General features: G+C 59.9%; 16 protein-coding genes and 1 pseudogene. 12 read left to right on the forward strand and 5 right to left on the reverse strand.

Features of this window, described 5'->3' with window-relative positions; translation table 11 throughout:
* Nucleotides 1–463 precede the first annotated feature (463 nt).
* Nucleotides 464–829: a DUF6124 family protein gene (locus tag FQ187_RS26955; RefSeq protein WP_149631800.1), complete on the forward strand. Its 366-nt coding sequence runs from the start codon at nucleotides 464–466 to the stop codon at nucleotides 827–829.
* A 62-nt stretch (nucleotides 830–891) separates the two neighbouring features.
* Here the strand turns inward: FQ187_RS26955 and FQ187_RS26960 are convergent, their stop codons facing one another.
* From FQ187_RS26960 to FQ187_RS26975, 4 genes are read right to left on the reverse strand one after another with little or no spacing between them, the layout of a single operon-like run.
* Complete coding sequence (locus tag FQ187_RS26960) at nucleotides 892–2,202, reverse strand: curlin (protein ID WP_149631801.1); 1,311 nt, start codon at nucleotides 2,200–2,202, stop codon at nucleotides 892–894.
* Between the two features lie 27 nt (nucleotides 2,203–2,229).
* Nucleotides 2,230–2,691, reverse strand: a complete 462-nt coding sequence (locus tag FQ187_RS26965) for a curlin (RefSeq protein WP_149631802.1) — start codon at nucleotides 2,689–2,691, stop codon at nucleotides 2,230–2,232.
* Nucleotides 2,692–2,751: 60 nt separating this feature from the next.
* Nucleotides 2,752–4,995 (reverse strand): Ig-like domain-containing protein, encoded by a 2,244-nt coding sequence (locus tag FQ187_RS26970; protein WP_149631803.1) that lies wholly within the window; start codon nucleotides 4,993–4,995, stop codon nucleotides 2,752–2,754.
* Nucleotides 4,996–5,030: 35 nt separating this feature from the next.
* Nucleotides 5,031–6,377: a hypothetical protein gene (locus FQ187_RS26975; protein ID WP_149631804.1), complete on the reverse strand. Its 1,347-nt coding sequence runs from the start codon at nucleotides 6,375–6,377 to the stop codon at nucleotides 5,031–5,033.
* Between the two features lie 282 nt (nucleotides 6,378–6,659).
* Between FQ187_RS26975 and FQ187_RS26980 the strand changes: the two genes are divergently transcribed.
* From FQ187_RS26980 to FQ187_RS27000, 5 genes and pseudogenes are all read left to right on the forward strand, one after another.
* The gene (locus tag FQ187_RS26980; RefSeq protein ID WP_149631805.1) at nucleotides 6,660–8,108 is read left to right on the forward strand and encodes a HAMP domain-containing sensor histidine kinase; all 1,449 of its coding nucleotides are present in this window, start codon (nucleotides 6,660–6,662) and stop codon (nucleotides 8,106–8,108) included.
* A gap of 186 nt (nucleotides 8,109–8,294) precedes the next feature.
* Nucleotides 8,295–11,108 carry a multicopper oxidase domain-containing protein gene (locus FQ187_RS26985; protein WP_149631806.1) on the forward strand — a complete coding sequence of 938 codons (2,814 nt, stop codon included), beginning with the start codon at nucleotides 8,295–8,297 and terminating at the stop codon, nucleotides 11,106–11,108.
* Nucleotides 11,105–12,148, forward strand: a complete 1,044-nt coding sequence (locus tag FQ187_RS26990) for an SCO family protein (protein ID WP_149631807.1) — start codon at nucleotides 11,105–11,107, stop codon at nucleotides 12,146–12,148. Before FQ187_RS26985 ends, FQ187_RS26990 begins: the two co-directional genes overlap by 4 nt.
* 104 nt (nucleotides 12,149–12,252) lie before the next feature.
* A pseudogene (locus FQ187_RS26995) lies at nucleotides 12,253–13,745 on the forward strand (sensor histidine kinase).
* On the forward strand, nucleotides 13,714–15,144 hold the full coding sequence (locus FQ187_RS27000; protein WP_134423200.1) for a sigma-54 dependent transcriptional regulator: 1,431 nt from the start codon (nucleotides 13,714–13,716) through the stop codon (nucleotides 15,142–15,144). The pseudogene FQ187_RS26995 and the gene FQ187_RS27000 overlap by 32 nt, the downstream one beginning before the upstream one ends.
* Nucleotides 15,145–15,147: 3 nt before the next feature.
* Here FQ187_RS27000 and FQ187_RS27005 read toward each other — a convergent pair whose 3' ends face one another.
* Nucleotides 15,148–15,534 (reverse strand): hypothetical protein, encoded by a 387-nt coding sequence (locus FQ187_RS27005; RefSeq protein WP_149631808.1) that lies wholly within the window; start codon nucleotides 15,532–15,534, stop codon nucleotides 15,148–15,150.
* A gap of 447 nt (nucleotides 15,535–15,981) precedes the next feature.
* Between FQ187_RS27005 and FQ187_RS27010 the strand changes: the two genes are divergently transcribed.
* From FQ187_RS27010 to FQ187_RS27035, 6 genes are all read left to right on the forward strand, one after another.
* Entirely contained in the window at nucleotides 15,982–16,788 is an 807-nt protein-coding gene (locus tag FQ187_RS27010) for a bifunctional 2-polyprenyl-6-hydroxyphenol methylase/3-demethylubiquinol 3-O-methyltransferase UbiG (protein ID WP_149631809.1), read from the forward strand.
* A 187-nt stretch (nucleotides 16,789–16,975) separates the two neighbouring features.
* Complete coding sequence (locus tag FQ187_RS27015) at nucleotides 16,976–17,644, forward strand: ABC transporter ATP-binding protein (RefSeq protein WP_129443274.1); 669 nt, start codon at nucleotides 16,976–16,978, stop codon at nucleotides 17,642–17,644.
* Nucleotide 17,645: 1 nt separating this feature from the next.
* The gene (locus FQ187_RS27020; protein ID WP_149631821.1) at nucleotides 17,646–20,117 is read left to right on the forward strand and encodes an FtsX-like permease family protein; all 2,472 of its coding nucleotides are present in this window, start codon (nucleotides 17,646–17,648) and stop codon (nucleotides 20,115–20,117) included.
* Nucleotides 20,107–21,171: a lipocalin-like domain-containing protein gene (locus FQ187_RS27025; protein WP_149631810.1), complete on the forward strand. Its 1,065-nt coding sequence runs from the start codon at nucleotides 20,107–20,109 to the stop codon at nucleotides 21,169–21,171. The genes FQ187_RS27020 and FQ187_RS27025 overlap by 11 nt, the downstream gene beginning before the upstream one ends.
* Before the next feature lie 62 nt (nucleotides 21,172–21,233).
* A complete protein-coding gene (locus FQ187_RS27030) occupies nucleotides 21,234–21,476 on the forward strand; it encodes a hypothetical protein (RefSeq protein ID WP_149631811.1) in 243 nt (80 codons plus the stop codon).
* Nucleotides 21,477–21,596: 120 nt separating this feature from the next.
* Nucleotides 21,597–22,175 (forward strand): hypothetical protein, encoded by a 579-nt coding sequence (locus tag FQ187_RS27035; protein ID WP_149631812.1) that lies wholly within the window; start codon nucleotides 21,597–21,599, stop codon nucleotides 22,173–22,175.
* Nucleotides 22,176–22,781 lie beyond the last annotated feature (606 nt).

The following is a 22,781-nucleotide window of genomic DNA, read 5'->3' on the forward strand; positions in this document are numbered from 1 at the left end:
TTGATCATCTTTACAACTTCCAGCTTGAAGCTGTCGTCGAATACTTTGCGTTTGTCGGTCATGGAGAACTCCTCAATAGGTGTATTTTCCACCTATCGGGGTGTCCGGGGAAATTAGACCACTGCAAGGCACCTGTGGGCTACGAATATGCCTCCCAAGCACTCGATGATTACCCCTTCACCTTCGAGCCTCCAGGTGCTTTGGCCCTGGTCTTTATCGTTTCCCCATCGCTGCCAATTCAGCGATCAGGTTTAGCGACCCGACCAGGTATAAGTGCAACAATGCACCCGTCTTTATTGCAGGCGATTTTATGTCCGCAGTTTCGATATGGTGGCTGTGCGCGGGAGACCCTCGGGTCTGCCGGGTCTTATACCTCTCGGTTCGCTAACCTGCGTACAGCCGCCACCCTTACTTGTTTAGCGACAGGTGCTGGTGGTTCCATCAGGTATAACGGAGCTTCCCCATGTTCAAACCCACACCCAATCCCCCAGAAACCGACACCGTTTCCCCCTACGCGTCACCCGATTCAAAAAAACTCCACGAAGCCGCCGACCGCGCCCTCGACCATTACCTCAATCCCCACAAAGACACACCCGAACGCAAGCCGAGGACGATGTTCGTTATCGCCCCGGACATCGACACCGAAAGCCTGCTTGCTCACGCCTGTGAATCGTTGGCTTCGGCGAATGTCATGCCCAGTGATTTCGCGGTGTTTGTGGAGGGGCCGCAACGCAGTATGTTGTTGGGCATCCAGCAGGTCATCATGGTGGCCGACCTGGCGGTGAATCGGGCGCTGGATAACATCGATCCGCAAGACTCACCCACGTAGCTGATCGGCACAGACAAAAAAACCGCGACCCTCCAAGGGCCGCGGTTTTTTTTGCTGCGCGATTATTGCTGTAGCACGGTTGCCCGGTTGTCGCTGCCCATTTGCTGCACGGTCGCAGTCTGGGTCATGCCACTCTGAGTGACGCTGGCAATGTTGCCGGTGCCGCCCTGAGTAACGTAGGCCACGTTCATGCTGCCGGACTGGTCGAAGTTAGTGGTGTTGCCGATGCCGGTGCTGCTGCCCTGGGCCAGGTTAGTGGTGCCGCGCTGGTCGGCGATGAGGATGTTGTCGCTGCCGTTCTGGTCGAAGTACAGCTCGTTGTAGTTTTCGGCCTGTTTGACCGTGGTTTTGTTGCCGTAGCCGGTCTGGTTGGTGGTCATCACGTGGCCGATGCCGTCCTGTTTCAAGCTGGCGGTGTTGTTGGTGCCGTTCTGGTTGACGGTTGCACGTTGGTTGCTGCCGAACTGGCCGCCCAGTTGCGGGCCTTTCCAGTTGCTGGCGTAGACCTTGTTTTCAGTGCCCACGGAGGTAGCGTTCAGCACATGGCTGTCGCCGCTTTGATAGGTGAAGTGCACGTTGCCGGTGCCTTGCTGGTACAGCGCCAGGACCGAGCCGACGGAGTTGAACTGGTCGGCATAAATCGCGTTGAGGTCGCCGACTTGCAGCACCTGGGCAACGTTGTTTTCGCCGAAGCTTTGGTCGACCACGGTTTCGTTGGTTTGCCCGTACTGGTTGATGGTCACAGTACCGCCGTTGCCATCGCGCTGGTCGCCATAGGCGTAGTTGCCTTCGCCCGCCTGGTTGAGATTGATCTGGCCGCCCATGTGGGCGATCTGTTCGGCGGTGGCGTAGTTGGCGGTGCCGTACTGGATGATCACTGCGTTGTTGGCAGTGCCCAGTTGGATCTGTTCGATATTGGCCTCGTTGCTGTCACCAAACTGGAAGGTTTGACCTTGGGTGCCTTCCTGACTGTCCTGATAAATGAACGAGAAGTTGCCGCTGCCTTGCTGTTGTTGCAGCGCTTCGTTGCCGCCCATGCCGATCGACTGGCTGGCATGGCTGGTGTTGGAACTGCCAACCTGTTGCTGGGTGATGGTGCTGCCGTCTTCGAATAGTTGCTCGGCGTAACCGGCGTTGTAGTCGCCGAGTTGATCCTGGGTGATGGTGCCGGTGGCGTTGTCTTGCACCGCTGCGGCATCGTTGCCCTCACCGAGTTGTTGTTGGCTGGCGGTACTGAACGGGGCCGCGGTCTGTTTCACGTCGGCGATGTTCGCGGTACCGACCTGGTCCTGGGTGGAAACGCTGTCGTCGGCCATCGCCTGGGCACTGACTAGGACCAGGATGACGGCGGTGAGGGGCGTCAGTTTGAACATGATGAAACCTCCAAATGGTGCAGTGCTTTAGCGGTATTGTTTGACCGAAACGCTCATGCCGTTTCCGGACTGGGTCACGGCGCTAGAAAGCCCCGTGCCGGCCTGGTCGATGCTGGCGTCGTTGTTGTTGCCGTTCTGGGAAATCTGCGCGCGGTTGTGGCTGCCGGTCTGGGTGATCGAGGCGGCGTTGCCGGAACCTTGCTGAGTGATCATTGCCATCAGGTCGCTACCTTGCTGCAGGATGTAGGCTTCCTGATTACTGCCCGACTGGACGATGCGACCGAGCAGCGACTGACCGTTCTGCTGCAACAGCGCAACGTTGGCCTGGCCGTTCTGATCGATCAGCGCGTGCTGGCCAACCGGTGGTGGTAACTCTCCCAGATCGCCACCGGGACCCAGGTCATCGTTTTCCATCAAGTCATCGGCGCGCACAACCGCACTGCTGCAAAGCAGAAGCAGGCAGAGCAGGGCGACGGTCGAGGTTTTCATGGCTGCATCCTTTGGGAAGAGGCCGGCCCCACCCGCCGAATCGGCGGGTGGGGCGAGGGCTCAGTTCGAGATCACCGAGACCGTGCGCACGGTGCCTTGGGACGAGGTGATGGTGGCTGTCGGGTTCGCCGACGGAATCACCGTGGTGATGTTGTTCACCGTCAGCCTCCAGCGACCGGTCACCGGCACCGTGGTGGTGCCCAGGGTTGCCAGCCCGGTCGGGGTGGAGACCCTGATGGTGATGGTGTTGCCGGTGACCACCGATGAAGTCCCTGCAAAGTCCCAGGTGAAGCGGTTATTGGAGCGAGCCGATACCGTGGCCGTGGTGACCGTGAAGGTTTCCGCAGCAGGCCTTGGCGAGACTTGCACGGTGACCGTGGCCGGTGTCGACAGGGCGCCGAAGCTGTCCCGGGCGATGTAGGTGAAGGTCGTGGTGAAGGCTGTCGTGACCGTGGCCGGTGGGGTGTAGGTGATCACTGTGCCGTTGCTGCTGACGGTGCCGCGACCTGCCGGCGGCTGGGTGAAGCTGGCGACCGCCAGCGGCACGTTGCCTTCCGGATCGGTGTCGTTAGCCAACACGTTGATCGGTATCGCAACGCCCAGGGTCGCGACGGCGTCGGCGGCTGCCACCGGTGGCCGGTTAGGCGCAACGGTGATAGTCACGGTCGCCGCAGTGGTCGAGGCCAGGCCTTTGACGTCTTGAGCCTTGTAGGTGAAGGTCGTGGTTAACGGCACAGGGACCACAGCGGGTGGGGTGTAGACCACCGCAGTCGTGCCGCTCAACGCCACGGTGCCCTGGCCGGCGGCCGGTTGGGTCAGCGCGGTGATGCTCAGTGGCGTGTTGCCGTCCGGGTCGCTGTCGTTGGCCAGCAGGTTGAGGGTGATGGGCACGCCGAAGCTGGTGCTGCCGGTGTCGGCCACAGACAGTGGCGCCTGGTTCTCGCCGGTATCCGGTGCGGTACCGACAACCACGACGGGCTCGGTATCGCTGCCGCCGGCGGCGGATTTTACCGTGACGGTGGCGGGTGGCTGGGGCAGATCGGCGACGGTGATTTTTTGCAGGGTGCCGGATTTCGACAGACGTCCGTAACCCTGCGCGACCATGTCTGGCACCGCCACTTCGTCAGTGGACGTGGCCTCGATAAGCAGGCTGTGGTTGCTCCAGTTGTAGCGAGCCGTCTGGATTTTCACCAGGTCAACGAGCTTGCTTGAGACCGCCGTAGGGCGGGTGGTGCCGGCCGGGTTGGTGGCGGTGAGCACCACGACCGGAGGCACGGGGCCGCTGAACAGACGCTGACCGAAGTACAGCCCGGTGCCGTCACCCACCATGTTGGTCAGGCAGGGTGTAGGCGGTGGGCCTGGCACAAGGGCGACGGATTCGCGGAAGCATAATGTAGAGCTGTTATCCGCCTTGCCAAAGACTTCGACCCGGGTGCTGGTACCGGTGCCCGAGGCGATGCGACGGTAGGTGGCACGGTTAAGGTCGACATGGGTTTGCGCACGATTGTCGAGGACTTTGCCGGAGAGTGTGAACAGGTTGCTTTCGATCGTGCCGGCCGGGCCCTGGATGCGTACAAAGTTGGTGTTATTGGGACTGCCCGTGACTTGTTCGGTGAGGTTCGGGTCGCCGACGAAGGTTTCGATTGCGCCGGTGTCCGGGTTCACTTCCGTGTAGGGGCCGTTGACGCTGCGCAGGAAGGGGCCGATAGCCCCATTCAGTGCCCCGTCGAAAACTCCCGGCGCACCGACGCCGATATCTCTGGTGATGTTGATTGCGCGACGTCCGGGGGTAGTGACATTGACCGTTTCCACGCCATACGGGTGAGTGATGGTGTAGGTCCCGGCGACGGGCACGTTTATCCGCATACGAATCCGCGCAAAGCTGATTTGATCGCCGTCTTGCGGATTCCCGCCCGCAAAAGCGGCTTCTATCCCGGCCACGTAGGCGTCCATTCCATAGCCAGCGGCATTGTTGGGAATGGTGGTCCCGGCGAGGAACCAGAAGGCTTCGTCTGGCCAGTTATCCGGGAATACCATCGGCAGGGTGTCGTCGAAAATGCCCGGTGCCGGCAGCAGGGTACACATGTAGGCCGGTGGCGTGGCAGCCGGCACCCGCGAGCTGGCGGCCCGGGACTGGCACAGTTCCATCGACAGCAGATTGTTGTCCTGATACCAGATCGGGAATTTTCCCGAGGCGAAGGTATAAGGGCCGGGGTCGACGGCAGCGAGTTGCGCGAAAGCACTGCCGGACAGCGATAGAGTCAGTCCCAGGGCGTTGAGCGCCAGGCGTGGCAGTTTGTTCATGATGCCTCCTGATGAGGATCTGGGCATGTGTGCGTTCATTGCACGATGACCACTTCTTCGGTGTCGCTGCCGCCATTGGATGACGTCACTCGAACCTTGGCCGGTGGAATCGGCGAGATGCCGGTCGCCAGGGATTTCACTGCGCCATCGCCACTCAGGGCGCCGATGGCGACACCTGTGCCAGAGGTGGCAGTGAGCACCGGTGGCGAAGTTTCGTCGCTGGTCGAGGCCACGACCGTTATTTGCCCGGTGCTGAGGCTGTATTCGGCACGTGAAATCACCACCAGGTCAGTCAGGGGCATGGGTAAGGTGGTCGGCGTGCTGCTAGCGATGGCCAGGTGGTTGTCGGCGGTCACTTGCAACGTGCTCGGCAAGCTGGGGTTGGTCGAAGATTGCGCATACCAGTTGCCGGTGGTGTTGGCCTCGGTAAGGTTCAACACCGGGTTGTTGCTGTCCAGAGTCACTTTGGCCGGTGGCGGCGGGGCCAGGACGAACACGTCTTGCTGAGCCACCGGAGCGCTGGCGCCGGGTTTGCGCGAGTAGGTGCTGCGCTGGGTGATCAATGGCGTCGGTCGTGCCATTGTCGCCAACTTGCCGGAGAGGGCCATCACCGTCGTGCGCAAATCCAGCCCGTTGGGGCCTTCAATGCGGATGTAGTTGGTATTGAAAGGGCTGCCGGTGAAGGCTTCCACCAGGTTCGGGTCGCCAACGAATTGCTCGGCTGAACCGGTGACCGGATTGGTCTCGGTGTAAGGGCCATTGACGCTGCGCAGGAACGGCCCGACATCGCCCTTAAGGGCTCCGTCGTAGGTTTTCGGCACGCCGATGCCGATATCCCGAGTCATGTTGATCGCCCGACGCCCGGGGGTGTCGACGTTGAAGACATCGACGCCGTAGGGGTGAGTGATGACGTAGGTGCCGGCGGTGGGTACATCGACACGCAGGCGGATACGGGCGAAGCTGATCTGGTCGCCTTCGACCGGGTCGCCACCGCTGAAGGCGGCTTCAACGGCGCTGACATAAGTCAGGTCGATACCTCGGGTGGCGTCGACGATGGTGCCGTCGCCGGTGAACCAGAACGCCTCATCGGGGAAGTTGGTCGGGAAGACGAGCGGTTGTGTGTCGTCGAAGATCCCGGGTGCCGGCAGCAAGTTACACATGTACGTCGGTGCGCCCGGTGCGCTGGGCACTCGCGAGCTGACAGCCTTGGACAGGCAAAGATCGAGGGTTCGACCGTGAGTGTCCTGATACCAGGCAGCGAACGAGCCGTTGGCTTGCACGTAGGGGCCTGGGTCGACGGCAAACAGCGCCGCATGGGCGACGCCTTGGGCCAGTGCGCTAACGACCAGGGCGGCCGCGGTTTTGGACAGTAAAGGGTGCATGAGTTAAGCCCTCTATATATCGAAATGCCTGCCCCATGGAGACGGGTCAGTTGAGAGGGCTTCGGCAACTTCCATACCAACCGTCGAAAACGGCCGGTAGAGGCCCGAGTCACGGCCGTATCACTCACAAACGGCATCGCAGCGCGGTTTTTGGAAACGGGCCACTGTCCCCAGCATTGGGGGTAGATGGGCATAAGGAGGAAGTGGAGGACGAGACCCAACGTCGGGCAAACGGCCATGAGTGGGCTATAACCCTATAGGGGAATCGTCGGGAACACGTCCATGGACATGCCTACTCAAACACTACAGGCCGAGGAGGGTGATGTTTGCCTGAGCTCGCGCAAGCAGCCGTTCAATTTATTGCGCTGGTTTTCGCTCATCAGCATGGCGGTGATTGGCACGGTGGCGGTGGCGTTGGGGTCGGTGTCCACCCGGTTCGTGATTACCGAAAGCGTGCAACGCGATGCGTTGTTGACGTCCCAGTTTATTCAGGCGATTGCCTCGGTCGAGGTGCGCCACGTATCGATTCCCAACGTGCGGACCATGGGCGAGCTGCTCGATCCGCGCAAAGACAAGGACTTTTCCGACGTCGACCCGCTGGCCCGTGCCAATGCCCGCGGCGAATTCCTCGACCATATCGAGCACTTGCCGGACGTGATCCTGGCCAATATCTATGCCCCCGACCGCAGGGTGATCTGGTCGACCAACCCGGCGCTAATGGGCACTACGATCCATGCCGACGAAGACCTGGATCAAGCCTTTGCTTCCAAAATTCCTGTGTCGGCCAGCTATCACGATGTGAACAAGAGCCGCATGGAACAGAAGTTTGTGGCGCCCCCGGAATACATCTTCATCGAGAACTACATTCCGTTGTTCGATGCCGACGGCAAGAACGTCACGGCGATGGTCGAGATCTACAAGGAACCCAAGGACCTGATCAGCCGCATGGAGCGCGGCCTGGTGCTGATCTGGCTGGCCACTGCGGTGGGCGGCGGGCTGATTTACCTGGGGCTCTACTGGATCGTGCGCCGAGCGGCCATTTTGCTGGCGGCGCAACAAAAGCAACTGATCACCAACGAAACCTTGGTCGTCCTGGGCGAAATGTCGTCGGCGGTCGCCCACAGTTTGCGTAATCCGCTGGCGACCATCCGTTCAAGCGCCGAACTGGCGCTGGAATTCGACAGCGGCCCGGCCCACAAGAACATCAACGACATCATCGGCCAAGTGGATCGCATGTCGAAGTGGGTGAGGGAGCTGCTGCAATCCTTGCGTCCGCTCAACGATGACGCCGAGCCTGTCAATCTGGTGGCGGCGCTGCATGACAGCCTGATGGCCTTCGAGCATCAAATCACCAAAGCCTCGGTCCACGTGGTGTTCGACCCAAAGCTGACGCCCATGGTCCTGAGCCAGCAGGTGCAGTTGACGCAGATCCTCAACAGTTTGCTGGCCAATGCACTGGAAGCCATGGACAAGAGCGGCACGTTAATCATCACATTGGAGCCGACCGATTCCCGTGGCCTCAGCGTGGTGGTGAGCGACACCGGCAAAGGCATGAACGAAGAACAGCGCAGCATGGCCTTCCGGCCGTTTTTCACCACCAAACAAGGTGGGCTGGGTGTCGGGCTGGTACTGGTCAAGCGGATCATGGAGCGGTTTGGCGGTGCGGTGGCCCTGGAAAGCCGTGAAGGCGAGGGCACGAGTGTCCGTCTGTCGTTCAAATTGGTCCGCTGAAAACGGGTGTGAACTTTCCCCGTTAGTGGGTGCCATTCCCCAGTTGTTTTCCCCGTTTATGGCACATTGATGTTGATAAGTCATTGTTTTGTTAAGTATTAATACTTTTGTAAATAACGGTTACAGATCTGGCGAGATCCTTGCAAAACCCCCATTACCCCCTTCACGACTTCGAGGCGGCTGGTGATGGACAGAAAAGCGCGGTACCCCTTCAAATGGTTCGGCGTCCTGACGCCTCTGAGCGTTCTTCTGACAATGACGCTGGGCACAGCGACTCTTCGCGCCAGCCCCATCGACGACGAGCGACAGCCGGAACCTTCCGACCCCTCGGCTTACTACGATGAACCGGCTGACAAAGCCGCGGCGTTGAACGCCATTTTGACCATGCCCGAGGCCAACAAGGATTCCTTCGATTTACCCGGTGGCGTCAAAGGCAGCAAAGACACCACTCGGGTGGAAAACATTCTGCCGCCGGTGGTGCAAACCAGTTTCAACTACCCCACCAACGGCAAGCCAAGTCCACTGTATGGCGCTCAGCCGTTTACTCAGCAGTTGATGCTGTTCGAAGAATTCGGCCCGGAAAAACTCGACCCCACCACACCGGCGGCGCCGTTGGGTTTTCCACCGGCAGCCATCGGACCGTTGCCACAGCAGGACCCCACCAGTGCGGCCCGCAGTGCGCCACCGAGTGCGGCACTCGACGCCTTTCTGCGTCAACCAGGCTTGACTCCGTTCCCCAGCCAGTATTCCAACGTGGTTGACCGCAATCCTTGGCAGAAGCAGATTGAGTTTTTCCTCAACCGCCGCATCGGCTCGTCGGCTGAAGGCCGTCCGCCAGGAAAAGGTTGGTCGCACCAGCGCTGGAACGAGTTTTACCCGCAAATGGCCTACAAGACCGTGCAAACCGGCGCACGGTTGAATACCGGTGGGCGTGATAGTCGTCAGATGCACCGCTATGCCGTGGGCGAGTTTGGCCCAGGCGGCCTCTATCACAACGTGGCTGGCGTACCGGCGACCGATGGCACCGCCAAGGGCGTCGATGCGCGTTTCCACCCGAAAATGCCGGTGCAGAACCACAACTCGGTCTGGACCTTTGATGGCACCTTGCCGCCAAAATTGTTGATGGTGCGTTACGGGCAACCCGTGTTGATGCGCCATTACAACGGCTTGCCGATCGACCCGTCGGCGAACATGGGGTTCGGTTTGCACACCATCACCACCCACGAACACAACGGCCACACACCGGCTGAAAGTGACGGTTATGCCAATGCGTTTTTCTTCCCGGGGCAATTTTACGACTATCGCTGGCCGATCCAGTTGGCCGGCTACGACAGCATCAACACCAAGGCTGAAGACCCGCGTGCAGCCTTTCCGTGCTCGCCGGGCGAAACCCTGTGGACCAACGACCTCATCCCCAGCCGCAAGACCTGCGAAAACGGCACCATCAAAATCCGCGGCGACTGGCGCGAAACCATGAGCACCCACTGGTTTCACGACCACATGCTCGATTTCACCGCGCAGAACGTCTACAAGGGCAACGCGGCAATGATGAACTACTACAGCGCCCTGGACCGCGGCAATGAATCGGTGAATGACGGCGTCAACCTGCGTTTTCCCAGTGGCAGCGCCTTGCCTTGGGGTAACCGCGACTATGACGTCAACCTGCTGTTTGCCGACAAGGCGTGGGATAAAAACGGTCAACTGTGGTTCAACCCGTTCAATACCAACGGCTTCCTCGGTGATCAGGTGCTGGTCAACTGGCAGTGGAAACCGATCCTGGATGTGCGCGCCCGCAGCTATCGGTTCCGCATGCTCAATGGCTCCGTGTCGCGCTTCTTCAAACTGGCGCTCGTGCGCGAGATCAAGGGCACCAGCGGGGAGTTCCAAGGGCCTGCCGGGTCGGGAGTGTCGTATGCCCGCGTGCCGTTCCACATGATTGCCAACGACGGCAACATCATGGAACACAGCGTGCCGTTCGACGGCAGCATGGACCTGGATGCCGACGGCGATAAACAGAACCACAACGCGATCCTGCCAACCCTGGGCATTGCCGAACGTTTCGACATCATCGTCAACTTCTCGAAAAACGGGATCAAACCGGGCGACAAGCTGTTCTTCGTCAACCTGCTGGTGCACGAAGACGGCAAGGGCCCGAAAGAACCCGTCTCCCTGGCTGACGTGCTGTCCGAGAAATACCGGGCGATCCTCAAGCAAACCAGCAAGGGGCCGAAGTGGGAGGACGGTGATCCGGCGGTAGGCAAGGTGTTGCAACTCAACGTCAAGGCCTACACCGGCCAGGACCTGGCCATGGATCCGGCAGCGTACGAACCGGCCAAACCGGGCAAAGCCGAAGGCTTGGTGATGATCCCGCTGAAGATTCACCGCGACAACACCGCCGATAAGGCGCTGCTGGCCAAAGCCCGTCACCGCACCTTCACCTTCGGCCGTTCCGACGGTACCGATGAAGCACCGTGGACGGTCAAGACCGATGGCGGTTTCGGTTTCTCCATGGACCCACGTCGCTTGAACACCGCGACCCAGCTGGCCAGTGGCCCCACCGATGCCGGTGTCGCCGGTTTCGGCACCCTGGAAGTGTGGAACATCAAGCTCGGCGGCGAGGGCTGGAGCCACCCGGTGCATGTGCACTTCGAGGAGGGGATCATCCTCACCCGCGGCGGCAAGGCGCCACCGGAATGGGAAAAATGGGCACGCAAGGACGTGTACCGCATCGGCTCGGAAAAGGATGGCCTGGACAGCGTCGAAATAGCGATCAGCTTCCGCGAATTCGCCGGGACGTACATGGAGCACTGTCACAACACGCAGCATGAGGACAACTCCATGTTGCTGCGCTGGGACATTGAAAAACCGGGGCAATTCCAGCTGATGCCGACACCGCTGCCAAGTTGGGATGGTGTGCGCTACGTGAACTCCGCCGCGCTGCCAACCTTCCGCACTGGCGACGGCTCCGGCCCCGGCCCCAAAGAGGTGGTCCAACCATGAACCGCGAGGGAGCCGACATGAAAATGCATACGCCGCGCTCCCGCGCCCTGGGCATGCACCTGATGTTGATGTTGGTCACTTGCCTGCTGGCCAGTCGGGTGCTGGTGGCTCATGAAGCTGCTCCGTCCGTGTCAGCGTCACCGACGGAGTCGGCGACGCCCTGGGGCGGTGATTACTTCCCCAACACCTTGCTGACCGATCAGGACGGTCGGCAGTTGCGTTTCTTCGATGATTTGATCAAGGACAAGGTGGTGGTGATCAATTTCATCTTCACTTCGTGCAGCGACTCCTGCCCGCTGGAAACCGCGCGCCTGCGTCAGGTGCAGAAGTTGCTGGGGGATCGGGTCGGCCAGGACATTTTTTTCTACTCCATCAGCATCGACCCCTTAAGCGATACACCCGATGTGCTCAAGGCCTACGCACAACGCTTCAAGGTCGGGCCGGGCTGGAAGTTTCTCACCGGGGAGTTTGCCGACGTCACCGATCTGCGAAAAAAACTCAGGCTGTTTATCGAAGGCGTCGACAACGGACGCAGCAAGGACCACAACCTGAGCCTGATCGTCGGCAACCAGACCACGGGCCGCTGGATGAAAGCTTCACCTTTCGAAAATCCGTGGATTCTGGCCGATCAGTTGGCCAACACGCTGCAGAACTGGAAGCAGCCCAGCGTTGAAGAAAACTACGCGAATGCGCCCGAGATTCGCCCGCCGAGCAACGGCGAAGAACTGTTTCGCACCCGTTGCGCCTCGTGCCACAGCCTGGGTCCGCTGGATGGGCAGGGCATCGGCATGCGCAGCATCGGCCCGGACTTGATCGGCGTCACTCGCCTGCGTGATCCGGCCTGGCTGAGTCGCTGGATTCGCGAGCCGGACCGCATGCTGGCGGAAAAAGACCCGATCGCGCTGGAGCTGTTTGAACGTTTCGACAAAATTCCCATGCCCAACCTGCGCCTGGATGAGAACGCGGCGCAGTCCATCGTGGGTTTTTTGCAGGAAGAAACCGAACGTCAGCAACCGTTACAGGCGGCGCAAACGCAATAGCGGCTTAATCCTGTCATTGGGGCCGTCAGTCTCGATCAATGCCACCTACACTGATCCGGAACACGGCTGAAACAGGCTTGATGCAAGGCATCCGGGAAGGTCCTATGCAGATACCAGAACAACAAAAAATACCTGCGTCGGCTATGTCGGCCGCAGAAAGCAAGGACTGGCGAGGACAGTTCAACTTGCTGCGCTGGTTTTCCCTGGGCAGCTTTTTCATCATCGCTGCCGTGGCGCTGGGACTGGGCTATGTGTCCACGCGTTTCGTCGTCGATGAGAGCATCGAGCGTGATTCCATGCTGACGGCGCAGTTCATTCAGGCCATTGGTGATGCGGAAATTCGCCATGCCGGCATCACCCTGGAAAGAACCATGGGCGAAATGCTCGATCCGCGCGATGACAATGCCTATCCCGACGTCGATCCGGCGTCCCGTGCCGCTGCCCGCATAGAGTTCTCGATCATGTCGAACACCTGCCGGACACGCTGTTGGCGGTGGTGTACGCCCTGGATCGCACTGTGGTCTGGTCGACCAATCCGAAAATGATAGGTATGCGCGTCGAAGGTGATGAGGAACTGGACGAATCCTTCGAAATGAAGGCACTCGTGTCTACCAGCTACCACGAAATCGATGAGGAACGTCCCGAGCAGCAACTGCTGCGTGAGCCTGAATTTCTGTTCATCGAGAACTACATCCCGATGTTCAATGCCGACAAAAGCAAAGTGATCGCCATGGTGGAGATCTACAAGGAACCCGCGGACCTGGTGGAACGCATCCAGCGAGGCTTCAAGTCGATCTGGCTGGCAACCCTGCTCGGCGGCCTGACCATCTACCTCGGACTGTTCTGGATTGTGCGGCATGCGGGCATGCTGCTGCAGAGCCAGCAGAAACAACTGATCAGCAACGAGACCTTCGTCGCGCTGGGGGAAATGTCCTCGGCGGTGGCCCACAGCTTGCGCAATCCGTTGGCCAACATTCGTTCCAGTGCCGAGCTGGCTCAGGAAATCGCCAGCCAGAATGCGCAGAAGAACATCGGTGACATCATCAGTCAGGTCGACCGCATGTCTCGCTGGGTTCGGGAGTTGCTGGTGTCATTGCGACCCGTGAACGACGACTACGAAACGGTAGACCTGGTGCTGGTCATCGACGACACGTTGAGTGCGTTTGACGCGCTGATTAAACGCTCCAGCATCGACGTGCGTTTCACCCCTCAGAGTTGTCCGCCGGTCATCAGCCAACAGGTGTTGCTCACGCAAATTCTTAATAGCCTGTTTGCCAATGCCCTGGAAGCCATGCCCAAGGGCGGGGTGCTGAGTATCGATATCGAAACGCCGCAGCCCGGACTCGTGCGCATGACCCTGAGCGATACCGGCAAGGGCATGACCACACAGCAACAACAAATGGCCTTCAAGCCGTTTTTCACCACCAAACAAGGAGGGTTGGGCGTGGGCCTGGCCCTGGTCAAAAGAATAATGGAGCGTTTCGAAGGCTCGGTCGAACTGACCAGCCGAGAGCAGGAAGGAACCCGCGTCTGTCTCAATTTTAAAGTGGCAACGGGAGGGGAATATGGAGCACAGCATTCTGCTGGTCGAAGATGATGAACTCCTCGCCGAGAATATTCAGACCTACCTGGAGCGCAAGGACTTCGAGGTGACGGTCTGCCACTCGGCTGAGGACGCGCTGGAGCAATTGGGCACTTTCGTCCCGGACGTGGTGCTGACCGATAACTCGCTGCCGGGCATGAGCGGTCACGACCTGATCCAGAAGCTGCGCATTAGCGCGCCGGATCTGAAAGTGATCATGATGACCGGCTACGGCAATGTCGACGACGCCGTGGTGGCAATGAAAGAGGGCGCTTTCCATTACGTCACTAAACCGGTGGCCATGCCGGAACTCAAACTGCTGCTGGACAAGGCCCTGGCCACCGACCGAATGGAACGCACACTGTCGTTCTATCAGGAACGCGAAGCGCAGAAGTCAGGGGTGCAGGCATTGATCGGTGAATCGGCACCGATGCAGTACCTGAAAAGCACCATTGGCCAGTTAATCGACGCCGAGCGGCGCATGGCCAATACCGATCTGCCACCGGTGTTGGTGGAAGGCGAGACCGGCACCGGCAAGGAACTGGTGGCCCGTGCGTTGCACTTCGACGGCCCGCGCAGCAAAGGTCCGTTCATTGAGTTCAACTGCGCCTCGATTCCTTCCAACCTGGTGGAATCGGAACTGTTCGGCCATGAGAAAGGCGCCTTCACCGACGCCAAGGACCGCCGCGTCGGTCTGGTGGAAGCGGCCGATGGCGGGACGCTGTTTCTCGATGAAGTCGGCGAGATGGACCTGTTGCTGCAAGCCAAACTGCTGAAACTGCTGGAGGACCGGACGATCCGCCGGGTCGGCTCGGTGAAGGAGCGCAAAGTCGATTTGCGGGTGATCAGCGCCACCAACTGCAACCTTGAACAAATGGTCCAGCAGGGCAAGTTCCGCCGCGATCTGTTCTTCCGTTTGCGGATCATCTCGATCAAGGTGCCGCGCCTGTATGCCCGTGGCGCGGACATCCTGCTGCTGGCTCGACACTTCCTGGCGATCCACGGCAAACGCTATGGCAAACCGAACCTGCATTTCAGCGATCAGGCCGAGGAATTGCTGCTCAGCTACAGCTGGCCGGGCAACGTGCGCGAGTTGCGCAACATGCTTGAGCAAACTGTGTTGCTGGCCCAGAGCGAAACCATCGCCGCCCATCAATTGAACGTGTGCCTGAGCCTGGTGGATGAGCCGCTGTTGTTCCAGCAAGAGCCGCAATACTGCGAACCGCGTCCGGTTTACAACGGCACCGAGTCCATGAACCTGCCGGAAGTGGAGCGCGACATGGTGCGCAAGATGCTCGACAAGACCGACTGGAACGTCACCAAGTCCGCACGACTGCTGGGCCTGAGCCGCGACATGCTGCGCTACCGAATCGAAAAACTCGGTCTCGCGCGCCCGGAAAAACGCCAGTGGTAGGCCTTATTGCATCACTGGCCCCTGACGGCTGAGGCACGCGAGCAGGCACGTGGGGTCGAGGACTTCTTCGTTCACGTAGACACCGCGTTGCTGATCGTAGGAGCGGATGAACACTCGAACCGTGGCATCCGCTACCGTCGGCAATCTTGAGTCGTAGAACTCATGCTGACTCGAAATGGGGATGAAGTCCTGAGGCGCTGTCGGGATGTACGAGCCGGGCGGCACCGTGCTCAGTGACGGTGGCACGGGGTGAGCGAAGGGTTGGTCGGCCCCGTAATAGTTGAACTCACTGCTGTAATCGGTAGTGGGTGTCAGGCTGTCGTCCGCGTGAGCACCGGTTGTGGTGATCAGGCAGAGGGCGAGCAGTAGCCTCAGATCGGTTGTTTTCATGGCAGCACCTGCGAAATCGGTTTTTCCCGCAATTCCCCAAGGTCATTAACTATAGCTGCCGTACGAGCGCGCGTTCGCGATGCCCGGATTACAAGATTTGAACAAAGACTCAATGGGGTTTTTCGAAACGCTGATCTAGGGGGCGTTCTCAATTAGTTTCCACACCGCGCCGGGTCTGCTGTTGTGCAGGGCAAGGCGCGAGAAGCGTGGTTTGGTCATTCCAAATAAGCTTCGAGCAACGCAGCCCTGCACAACAGCAGGCCCGGCCCTTCGGGTTGTGCCTTAAAGCGGGCCAGGCTGCGTTGCAGGCCTTGGAAAGGGAAGAACCATTCCCAGCGGCCTGCGCCTTGCCTGGCCCGCTTTAAGGCGACAACGCGGCGTGGAAACTAATTGAGAACGCCCCCTATACTCGTGCCGGTCAATCAAGACCCCAGTCTGGAGCGCGCAATGGAAATGCCGACAAAAGAAAAAGCCATCGCCAGCAACCGCGATGCCTGGAATGACTCCGCCCGACACCACAAAGACACTCCCGAATGGCGGGCCCGTTTGACGGCTGTTGGGAATAGGGATTTTTGCTGCATGGACGACACCCTCCGAGGTTTGCTGGAACAAGTGGGTGTCGACGGCAAAGACGTGGTGCAACTGGGCTGCAACAACGGCCGCGAAAGCTTGTCGTTGTTTACGTTGGGTGCCCGCCACGTCGTGGGTGTCGACCAGTCCGAGGCATTCCTTGATCAAGCGCGGGAACTGGCGTCACGCTCACCTCATGCGCCTGAGTTCATCGAGGCAGACATCCATCACTTGCCGACTGAACTTCATGGCCGCTTCGACGTGGCCCTGATCACCATCGGCGTGTTGAACTGGATGCCGGACATCGGCGAATTCTTCCGCCACGTCGCGCAAACCCTCAAGCCCGGTGGCAGCCTGGTGGTGTACGAAACCCATCCCTTCCTCGAAATGTTCGACCCCGAGTCCGCCGATCCGTATCGGCCGGACAGCTCGTACTTTCGCAGCGAACCTTTCGTGCGGGACCAGCCGATCGTCTACGAAGGCAAAGTCGACCAGCAGGCGGCTCCGTCCTACTGGTTCGTCCACACCCTGGGCGCCATTTTCACCGGCGCCATCGACGCCGGATTGCAGATCAGCCACTTCAAGGAGTACCCGCATTCCAACCGTGAGGAGCTCTATGATCGGTATGAGCAGCAAACGGCGCAGTTGCCGTTGTGTTTTACGTGGGTGGCTGTGAAGACCTAAAGCCGCGTCGCCTGCATCGCGAGCAGGCTCGCTTCCACATTTGACCTCCATGAGACACAGATTGTGTGTACGACGTAAATCTACTGTGGGAGCGAGCTTGCTCCGGGCGGCGTTCCGACGATGAACGATAACGCGGTGCTGCTGCCGTCCGCTATCCTTGCTCCACGCACATCGAACGGTTTTCCCCATGCTTTCGGTCCAAGGCGTCTTCAAAAGCTACGCCACTCCCCAGGGCCCACTGCCGGTTCTGCAAGGTGTCGACCTCACCTTGAAACCCGGCAGCAGCCTGGCGTTGATGGGTGAGTCGGGCAGTGGCAAGAGCACTTTGCTGCACCTGATTGCCGGGCTGGACAAGGTCGATCGCGGCAGCATCCGCAGCGGCGAACATCGGCTGGAGCAGATGAACGAAGGGCAACTGGCGAACTGGCGGCGGACCGAAATCGGCCTGGTGTTTCAGCAGTTCAACCTGATCGGCAGTTTGCGCGTGGAGGACAATCTGGCGTTCCAGGCACGACTGGCGGGGCGCCATGATCCGCGCTGGCAGGCGCATCTGGTGCAACGTCTGGGCTTGGGTGATTTGCTGCAGCGTTATCCGGAACAGCTGTCCGGTGGCCAGCAGCAACGGGTCGCGCTGGGCCGGGCCCTGGCGTCGCAACCCAAACTGCTGCTGGCCGACGAACCCACCGGCAGCCTCGATGAGGCCACCAGCGATGAGGTCTTGAAGTTGTTGCTGGAGTTGCTCGACGACAGTCCCACCACCTTGTTGATGGTCACCCACAGCCCACGGGTTGCCGCGCGGCTGGCCGAAAAAGTGGTGCTGCACGGTGGTCGTCTGGCTGGCGCGGACGAGCGCTGAAGTGCGGGTCTTTCGCGAGACGCTGCGGGCGCTGCTCAGTCATTGGCGACAGCACCCGGTGCAGTTCTTCAGCGTGCTGACCGGGCTCTGGCTCGCCACAAGCCTGCTGACCGGCGTGCAGGCGCTGAACAGCCAGGCGCGTGAAAGCTATGCCCGGGCCAGTCAGTTGATCGGCGGCGAACCCCAGGCCAGCCTCAGTTCACCCAGTGGCGCAACCTTCTCCCAACACGTGTTTGTCGACCTGCGCCGTGCGGGCTGGCCCGTGTCGCCGGTCCTGCAAGGTCGGGTGACGCTCAAGGGGCATGACGACCAGCGCTTGCAGCTGATGGGGGTCGAGCCGGTGTCGCTGCCCGCCGGTACCGCAGTGGCCGGGCAGGCGTTGGCGATTGAGCAGGTTGTCGAGTTTTTTAGCCCGCCGGGCAGAACCTGGATTTCGCCACAGACGTTGCAGGCACTGGGTCTGTACGAGGGCGAACGCCCGCTGACTTTGAGTGGTCAGGCATTGCCGCCGCTGCATGCCCAACCCGATATGGCCCCCGGTGTGTTGTTGGTGGACATCGGCTTCGCCCAGCAGATTCTCGGCCTGCCGGATCAGCTGTCACGCCTGCTGCTGCCGAAGGATTTCACCGCGCCCCTGCCAGATCACTTCAAGGGTCAACTGCAGCTCAAAACCAGCGGCGAAGAGAACAATTTGTCGCGCCTGACCGAAAGCTTTCACCTGAACCTCGATGCGCTGGGTTTTCTGTCATTCGTGGTCGGCCTGTTCATCGTCCACGCCGCGATTGGCCTGGCGCTGGAACAACGCCGCGGCTTGCTCAGAACCCTGCGCGCCTGCGGGGTTAGCGCACGGATGCTGATTGCCTGTCTGGCGGTTGAACTGGGTGGTCTGGCGTTGATCGGCGGACTGGTCGGCGTCGCCAGCGGCTACCTGCTGGCCAGCGTGCTGTTGCCGGATGTCGCCGCGAGTCTGCGAGGGTTGTACGGCGCCGAAGTGGCGGGGCAGTTGAGCCTCAGTCCGTGGTGGTGGCTCAGCGGCGTCGGCCTGAGTCTGTTGGGCGCGTTGTTGGCGGGGGCCAACAGTTTGTTGCGCGCCGCGCGCCTGCCTTTGCTGGCCTTGGCCGATCCGCAAGCCTGGCATCAGGCTCACGCGCGCTGGTTGCGGCGTCAGGGTTGGGTTGCCGTGATCGCCGCGGTGATCGCACTGCTGGCGTTGATCTTCGGCGACAGCCTGAGCAGTGGCTTCGTGCTGATGGCGGCACTGTTGATCGGCGCTGCGCTGGCGTTGCCGGTGGTGCTCAACTGGGTGTTGAACCTGGTGCTGCATCGCAGTCGCTCGGTGCTCGGCCAATGGTTTCTCGCCGACTGCCGTCAGCAACTGCCGGCCCTGAGCCTGGCGCTGATGGCCCTATTGTTGGCACTGGCAGCGAACATTGGTGCGGGCAGCATGACGGCCGGTTTTCGTCAGACCTTCAGCGATTGGCTCGAACAACGCCTGACCGCCGAACTGTACGTTAATCCGCGAAATCCGGCCCAGGCCAGAGAGCTGCAAATCTGGCTCAAGCAGCAACCCGGACTCACGGCGGTGCTGCCCAACTGGCAAGTGTCGATCCAGTTGCAAGGCTGGCCGGCGGACGTCTTCGGCGTGATCGATCACCCGACGTATCGCCAGCATTGGCCGCTTCTGGAAGCCGTGGGCGACAACCCTTGGGACCGACTGGCCAAGGACGACGCACTGATGCTCAGCGAACAACTGGCCCGTCGGCTGAAGGTGCGCCTTGGCGATCACCTGACGATTCCCACCCCGAACGGCGCCTGGTCGCCACGGATCGTCGGCATCTACGCCGATTACGGCAATCCCAAGGGCCACATTCTGGTCAACGTCAACCATCTGCTGCGCGGCTGGCCGCAGCTGACGCCCAGCCGTTTCAACCTGCGCATCGACCCTGCGTTGATCCCAGCCTTCCAGACCGCGCTGCAAACCCGCTTCACGCTGGAGGACAGCCGCATCGTCGACCAGGCCCGGCTCAAGGGTTGGTCCACGCAAGTCTTCGAACGCACCTTTGCCGCGACCGCCGCGCTCAATAGCCTGACCCTCTGTGTGGCGGGCGTGGCGCTGTTCATCAGCCTGTTGACCCAAAGCCAGAGCCGCCTCGGGCAACTCGCCCCCCTGTGGGCGCTTGGCGTGACTCGCCGGCAATTGATGCTGCTCAATCTCGGGCAGACCTGGTTGCTGGCATTGCTGACCCTGGTGCTGGCGTTGCCGTTGGGGATCGCGCTGGCGTGGTGCCTGGACACGGTGATCAACGTCCAGGCCTTCGGCTGGCGCTTGCCGCTGCGGGTGTTTCCGATGCAGCTGTTGCAGTTGATGGGGCTGGCGCTGCTGGCGACTTTATTGGCGTCGGCGTGGCCGCTGTATTCGCTGTATCGCACGCAACCGGCGGATCTGCTGAGGACGTTTGCTCATGAAGATTAAGCTCGGCGTGTTGCTATTGGCGTTATTGAGCGGGTGCGATAACTCGGCGCCTGTTGAGAAAGGCTTCGCGGGGCTGGGTCATCAGGCTGCCGCGTTCACCCCGGTGGTGCCCGGTCGGGTGTTCAGCTTTCCGGCGGATCACGGTCCTCATGACGGTTTTCGCATCGAATGGTGGTACGTCACCGCCAACCTCAAGGACGATCAGGGACGCGAGTTCGGCGCGCAGTGGACGTTGTTTCGCAGCGCCTTGAAAGCGACGCCCGAAGTAGCTGGTTGGGGTAATCAAATCATCTGGCTTGGCCACGCGGCCGTGACGTCGGCGACGGTGCATCACGCTGCCGAGCGTTACGCCCGTGGTGGCGTTGGTCAGGCTGGCGTGAGTCTCGCACCGTTCAACGCGTGGATCGATGATTGGCGTTTCAGCAGTCAGGGTTCCGACCCGTTGGCGGATCTTCAACTCAGCGCCCGGGACAAGGATTTTGGCTATCAACTGCGGCTGACCTCCACACGCCCTTTGGTGCTTCAGGGCGACAAAGGCTTCAGTCAGAAATCTGAACAGGGGCAGGCGTCGTACTACTACAGTCAGCCTTTTTTTCAGGCCCGCGGCACGCTGGAAATCGACGGCAAAACGTATCAAGTCAGCGGCCCGGCCTGGCTCGACCGCGAGTGGAGCAGCCAACCCCTGACCGCCAACCAGACAGGCTGGGACTGGTTTTCCCTGCACCTGGACAGCGGCGAGCAGGTGATGCTCTACCGCATGCGGCAGAAGGACGGCGCGCCTTACCTCACCGGCACCTGGATCGACGCTCAAGGCCAGGCGCAGTTACTGCACGCCGCCGACATAAGCCTCACACCGCAAGGCACCGCCAAAGTCGCCGGACGTTCGATGCCGGTGCGTTGGACGATCAAAATCCCCGACAAACACCTAGACATCACGATCAGCGCGCTCAACCCCAATGCGTGGATGGCTTTGCGCATTCCCTATTGGGAAGGGCCGGTGCAATTGAGCGGCAGCCATGGTGGGCAGGGTTATCTGGAAATGACCGGGTATTGAGTCGGAACTCTCGGCAGAGCGATGGCCTCCTAATTCTAGAAGCGCGTTCACTGGAGACCGCTATGAGTGAAGACCTGAAACCGCCTGACCTTGATTCGTGGCAGCGCCTGTTTGAAGACAAGGCCTACTGGCAACAATCCCCCGACGCCCATTACACCGAACTGCTACGAGTGGCCGACGACTTGCTGGGGCAGGGCGCCATTGACCTGGAACAGTGGCAAGCCTTGAAGGCCAAGGCTGATCACTCCCATAAAGATTCGCCTGCCGTGAACGTCGCCCAAGAGGTCGACGATCCCGAGGCTTGAGCAGATCTCCAAGAAACTGCGAACACTCCCTGATCAGCGTCTATTCTCATCTGCGCAGAGGGAGCTGGACGGTGGTTCAGCGCTCGTTGCTACCTCCAATTCACAGGGAATGTACCGCTTATGAAACTTCACGCACTGACCAAAGCAATCACCCTCGCTACCTTGCTGTCTGCCGCCAGCCTTAGTGCCATGGCGGCGGACATCCCGCTGTCTGCCGTTGTGGAGGCGGATCAGGTCACCACCAAAGTTGTCTCGGTCGATGCTGCCAATCACCGGGTCGTCCTGGAGGGACCGGAAGGTCGTCAGGTCCATGTGCAATTGACCGACAAGGCCAAAAACCTCGGTAACTTGAAAGTCGGCGACCAAGTCGATGTCAAGGTTACTAGCGCTGTCGCCGCCTACCTCGACACCGATGTCGATAAAGGTCTGCCTGGCACTGTCGAACGCGCTGGCGAAGTCCGTGCAGCCCCCGGTAGCGACAACCCAGGCGGCGAAGCCTACCGTCAGGTGCAGGTCCAACTGAAAATCACCAAAATCGACGTGAAGAAAAACCAGGTAACCTTCGAAAACCCCGCCGGCCAGTCCAAGACCGTTGACGTCGAAAGACCCGAAGTTCAAGCGAAATTGAAAGATCTGAAAGTTGGACAGAGTGTCGTTGTGACCTATACCGACATATTGACAGTGACCAGCAAGCACTGAGGTTGAGTATTAGCTCTATATGTTGATTGTTCTTGTGCAACTTCTTTGTATAAGAACAATCAGTTTTAATGGTCTAACTGGTGAGTTTGCTAGTCTGTAAAATAGTATTTTGGCCGACATTTAATCGAAATTTGTTTCGATAAATTTCATGTTCATAGACGCGGACATATTCGAAAACTTCAATTAAAATACTCCCCGTTCGCCCAGTGTCAGGGCTCTTTACCGGTGCATGGATTGCCAGGCCATTACACTGGGCGAACACCTTCTCTGGAAAGCAGTTTAAAAGCTTCAGACATAAAAAATGGGCGGCCGTGGTAGTCGCCCATTTTTATTGCCTGGATTAAACCGGTGCCTGCAATCGCTGCCTGGCCGCATCGCAGCAAATTACGACTGTCGCGGAATTGAGATCTGTGGTCAGTTCGTTGAGTGATGCAGAGGTTTTCGCAGGCGTGGTTTAACAGGTTTCAGTGTCGATGGCCGGGAGGAGGGTGAAGACGAGGCCAGCGGGGTTGGATGTTGTGGATTGCACTGACGGCGCGTTAGGTTGCTTTGCTGAATTGGAGGGGGTCGGGATACTCGGGTGGAAACTTTTTCATGGTGAATCTC

It is taken from the genome of Pseudomonas sp. ANT_J28 (assembly GCF_008370005.1).
GTDB lineage: Bacteria > Pseudomonadota > Gammaproteobacteria > Pseudomonadales > Pseudomonadaceae > Aquipseudomonas > Aquipseudomonas frigoris.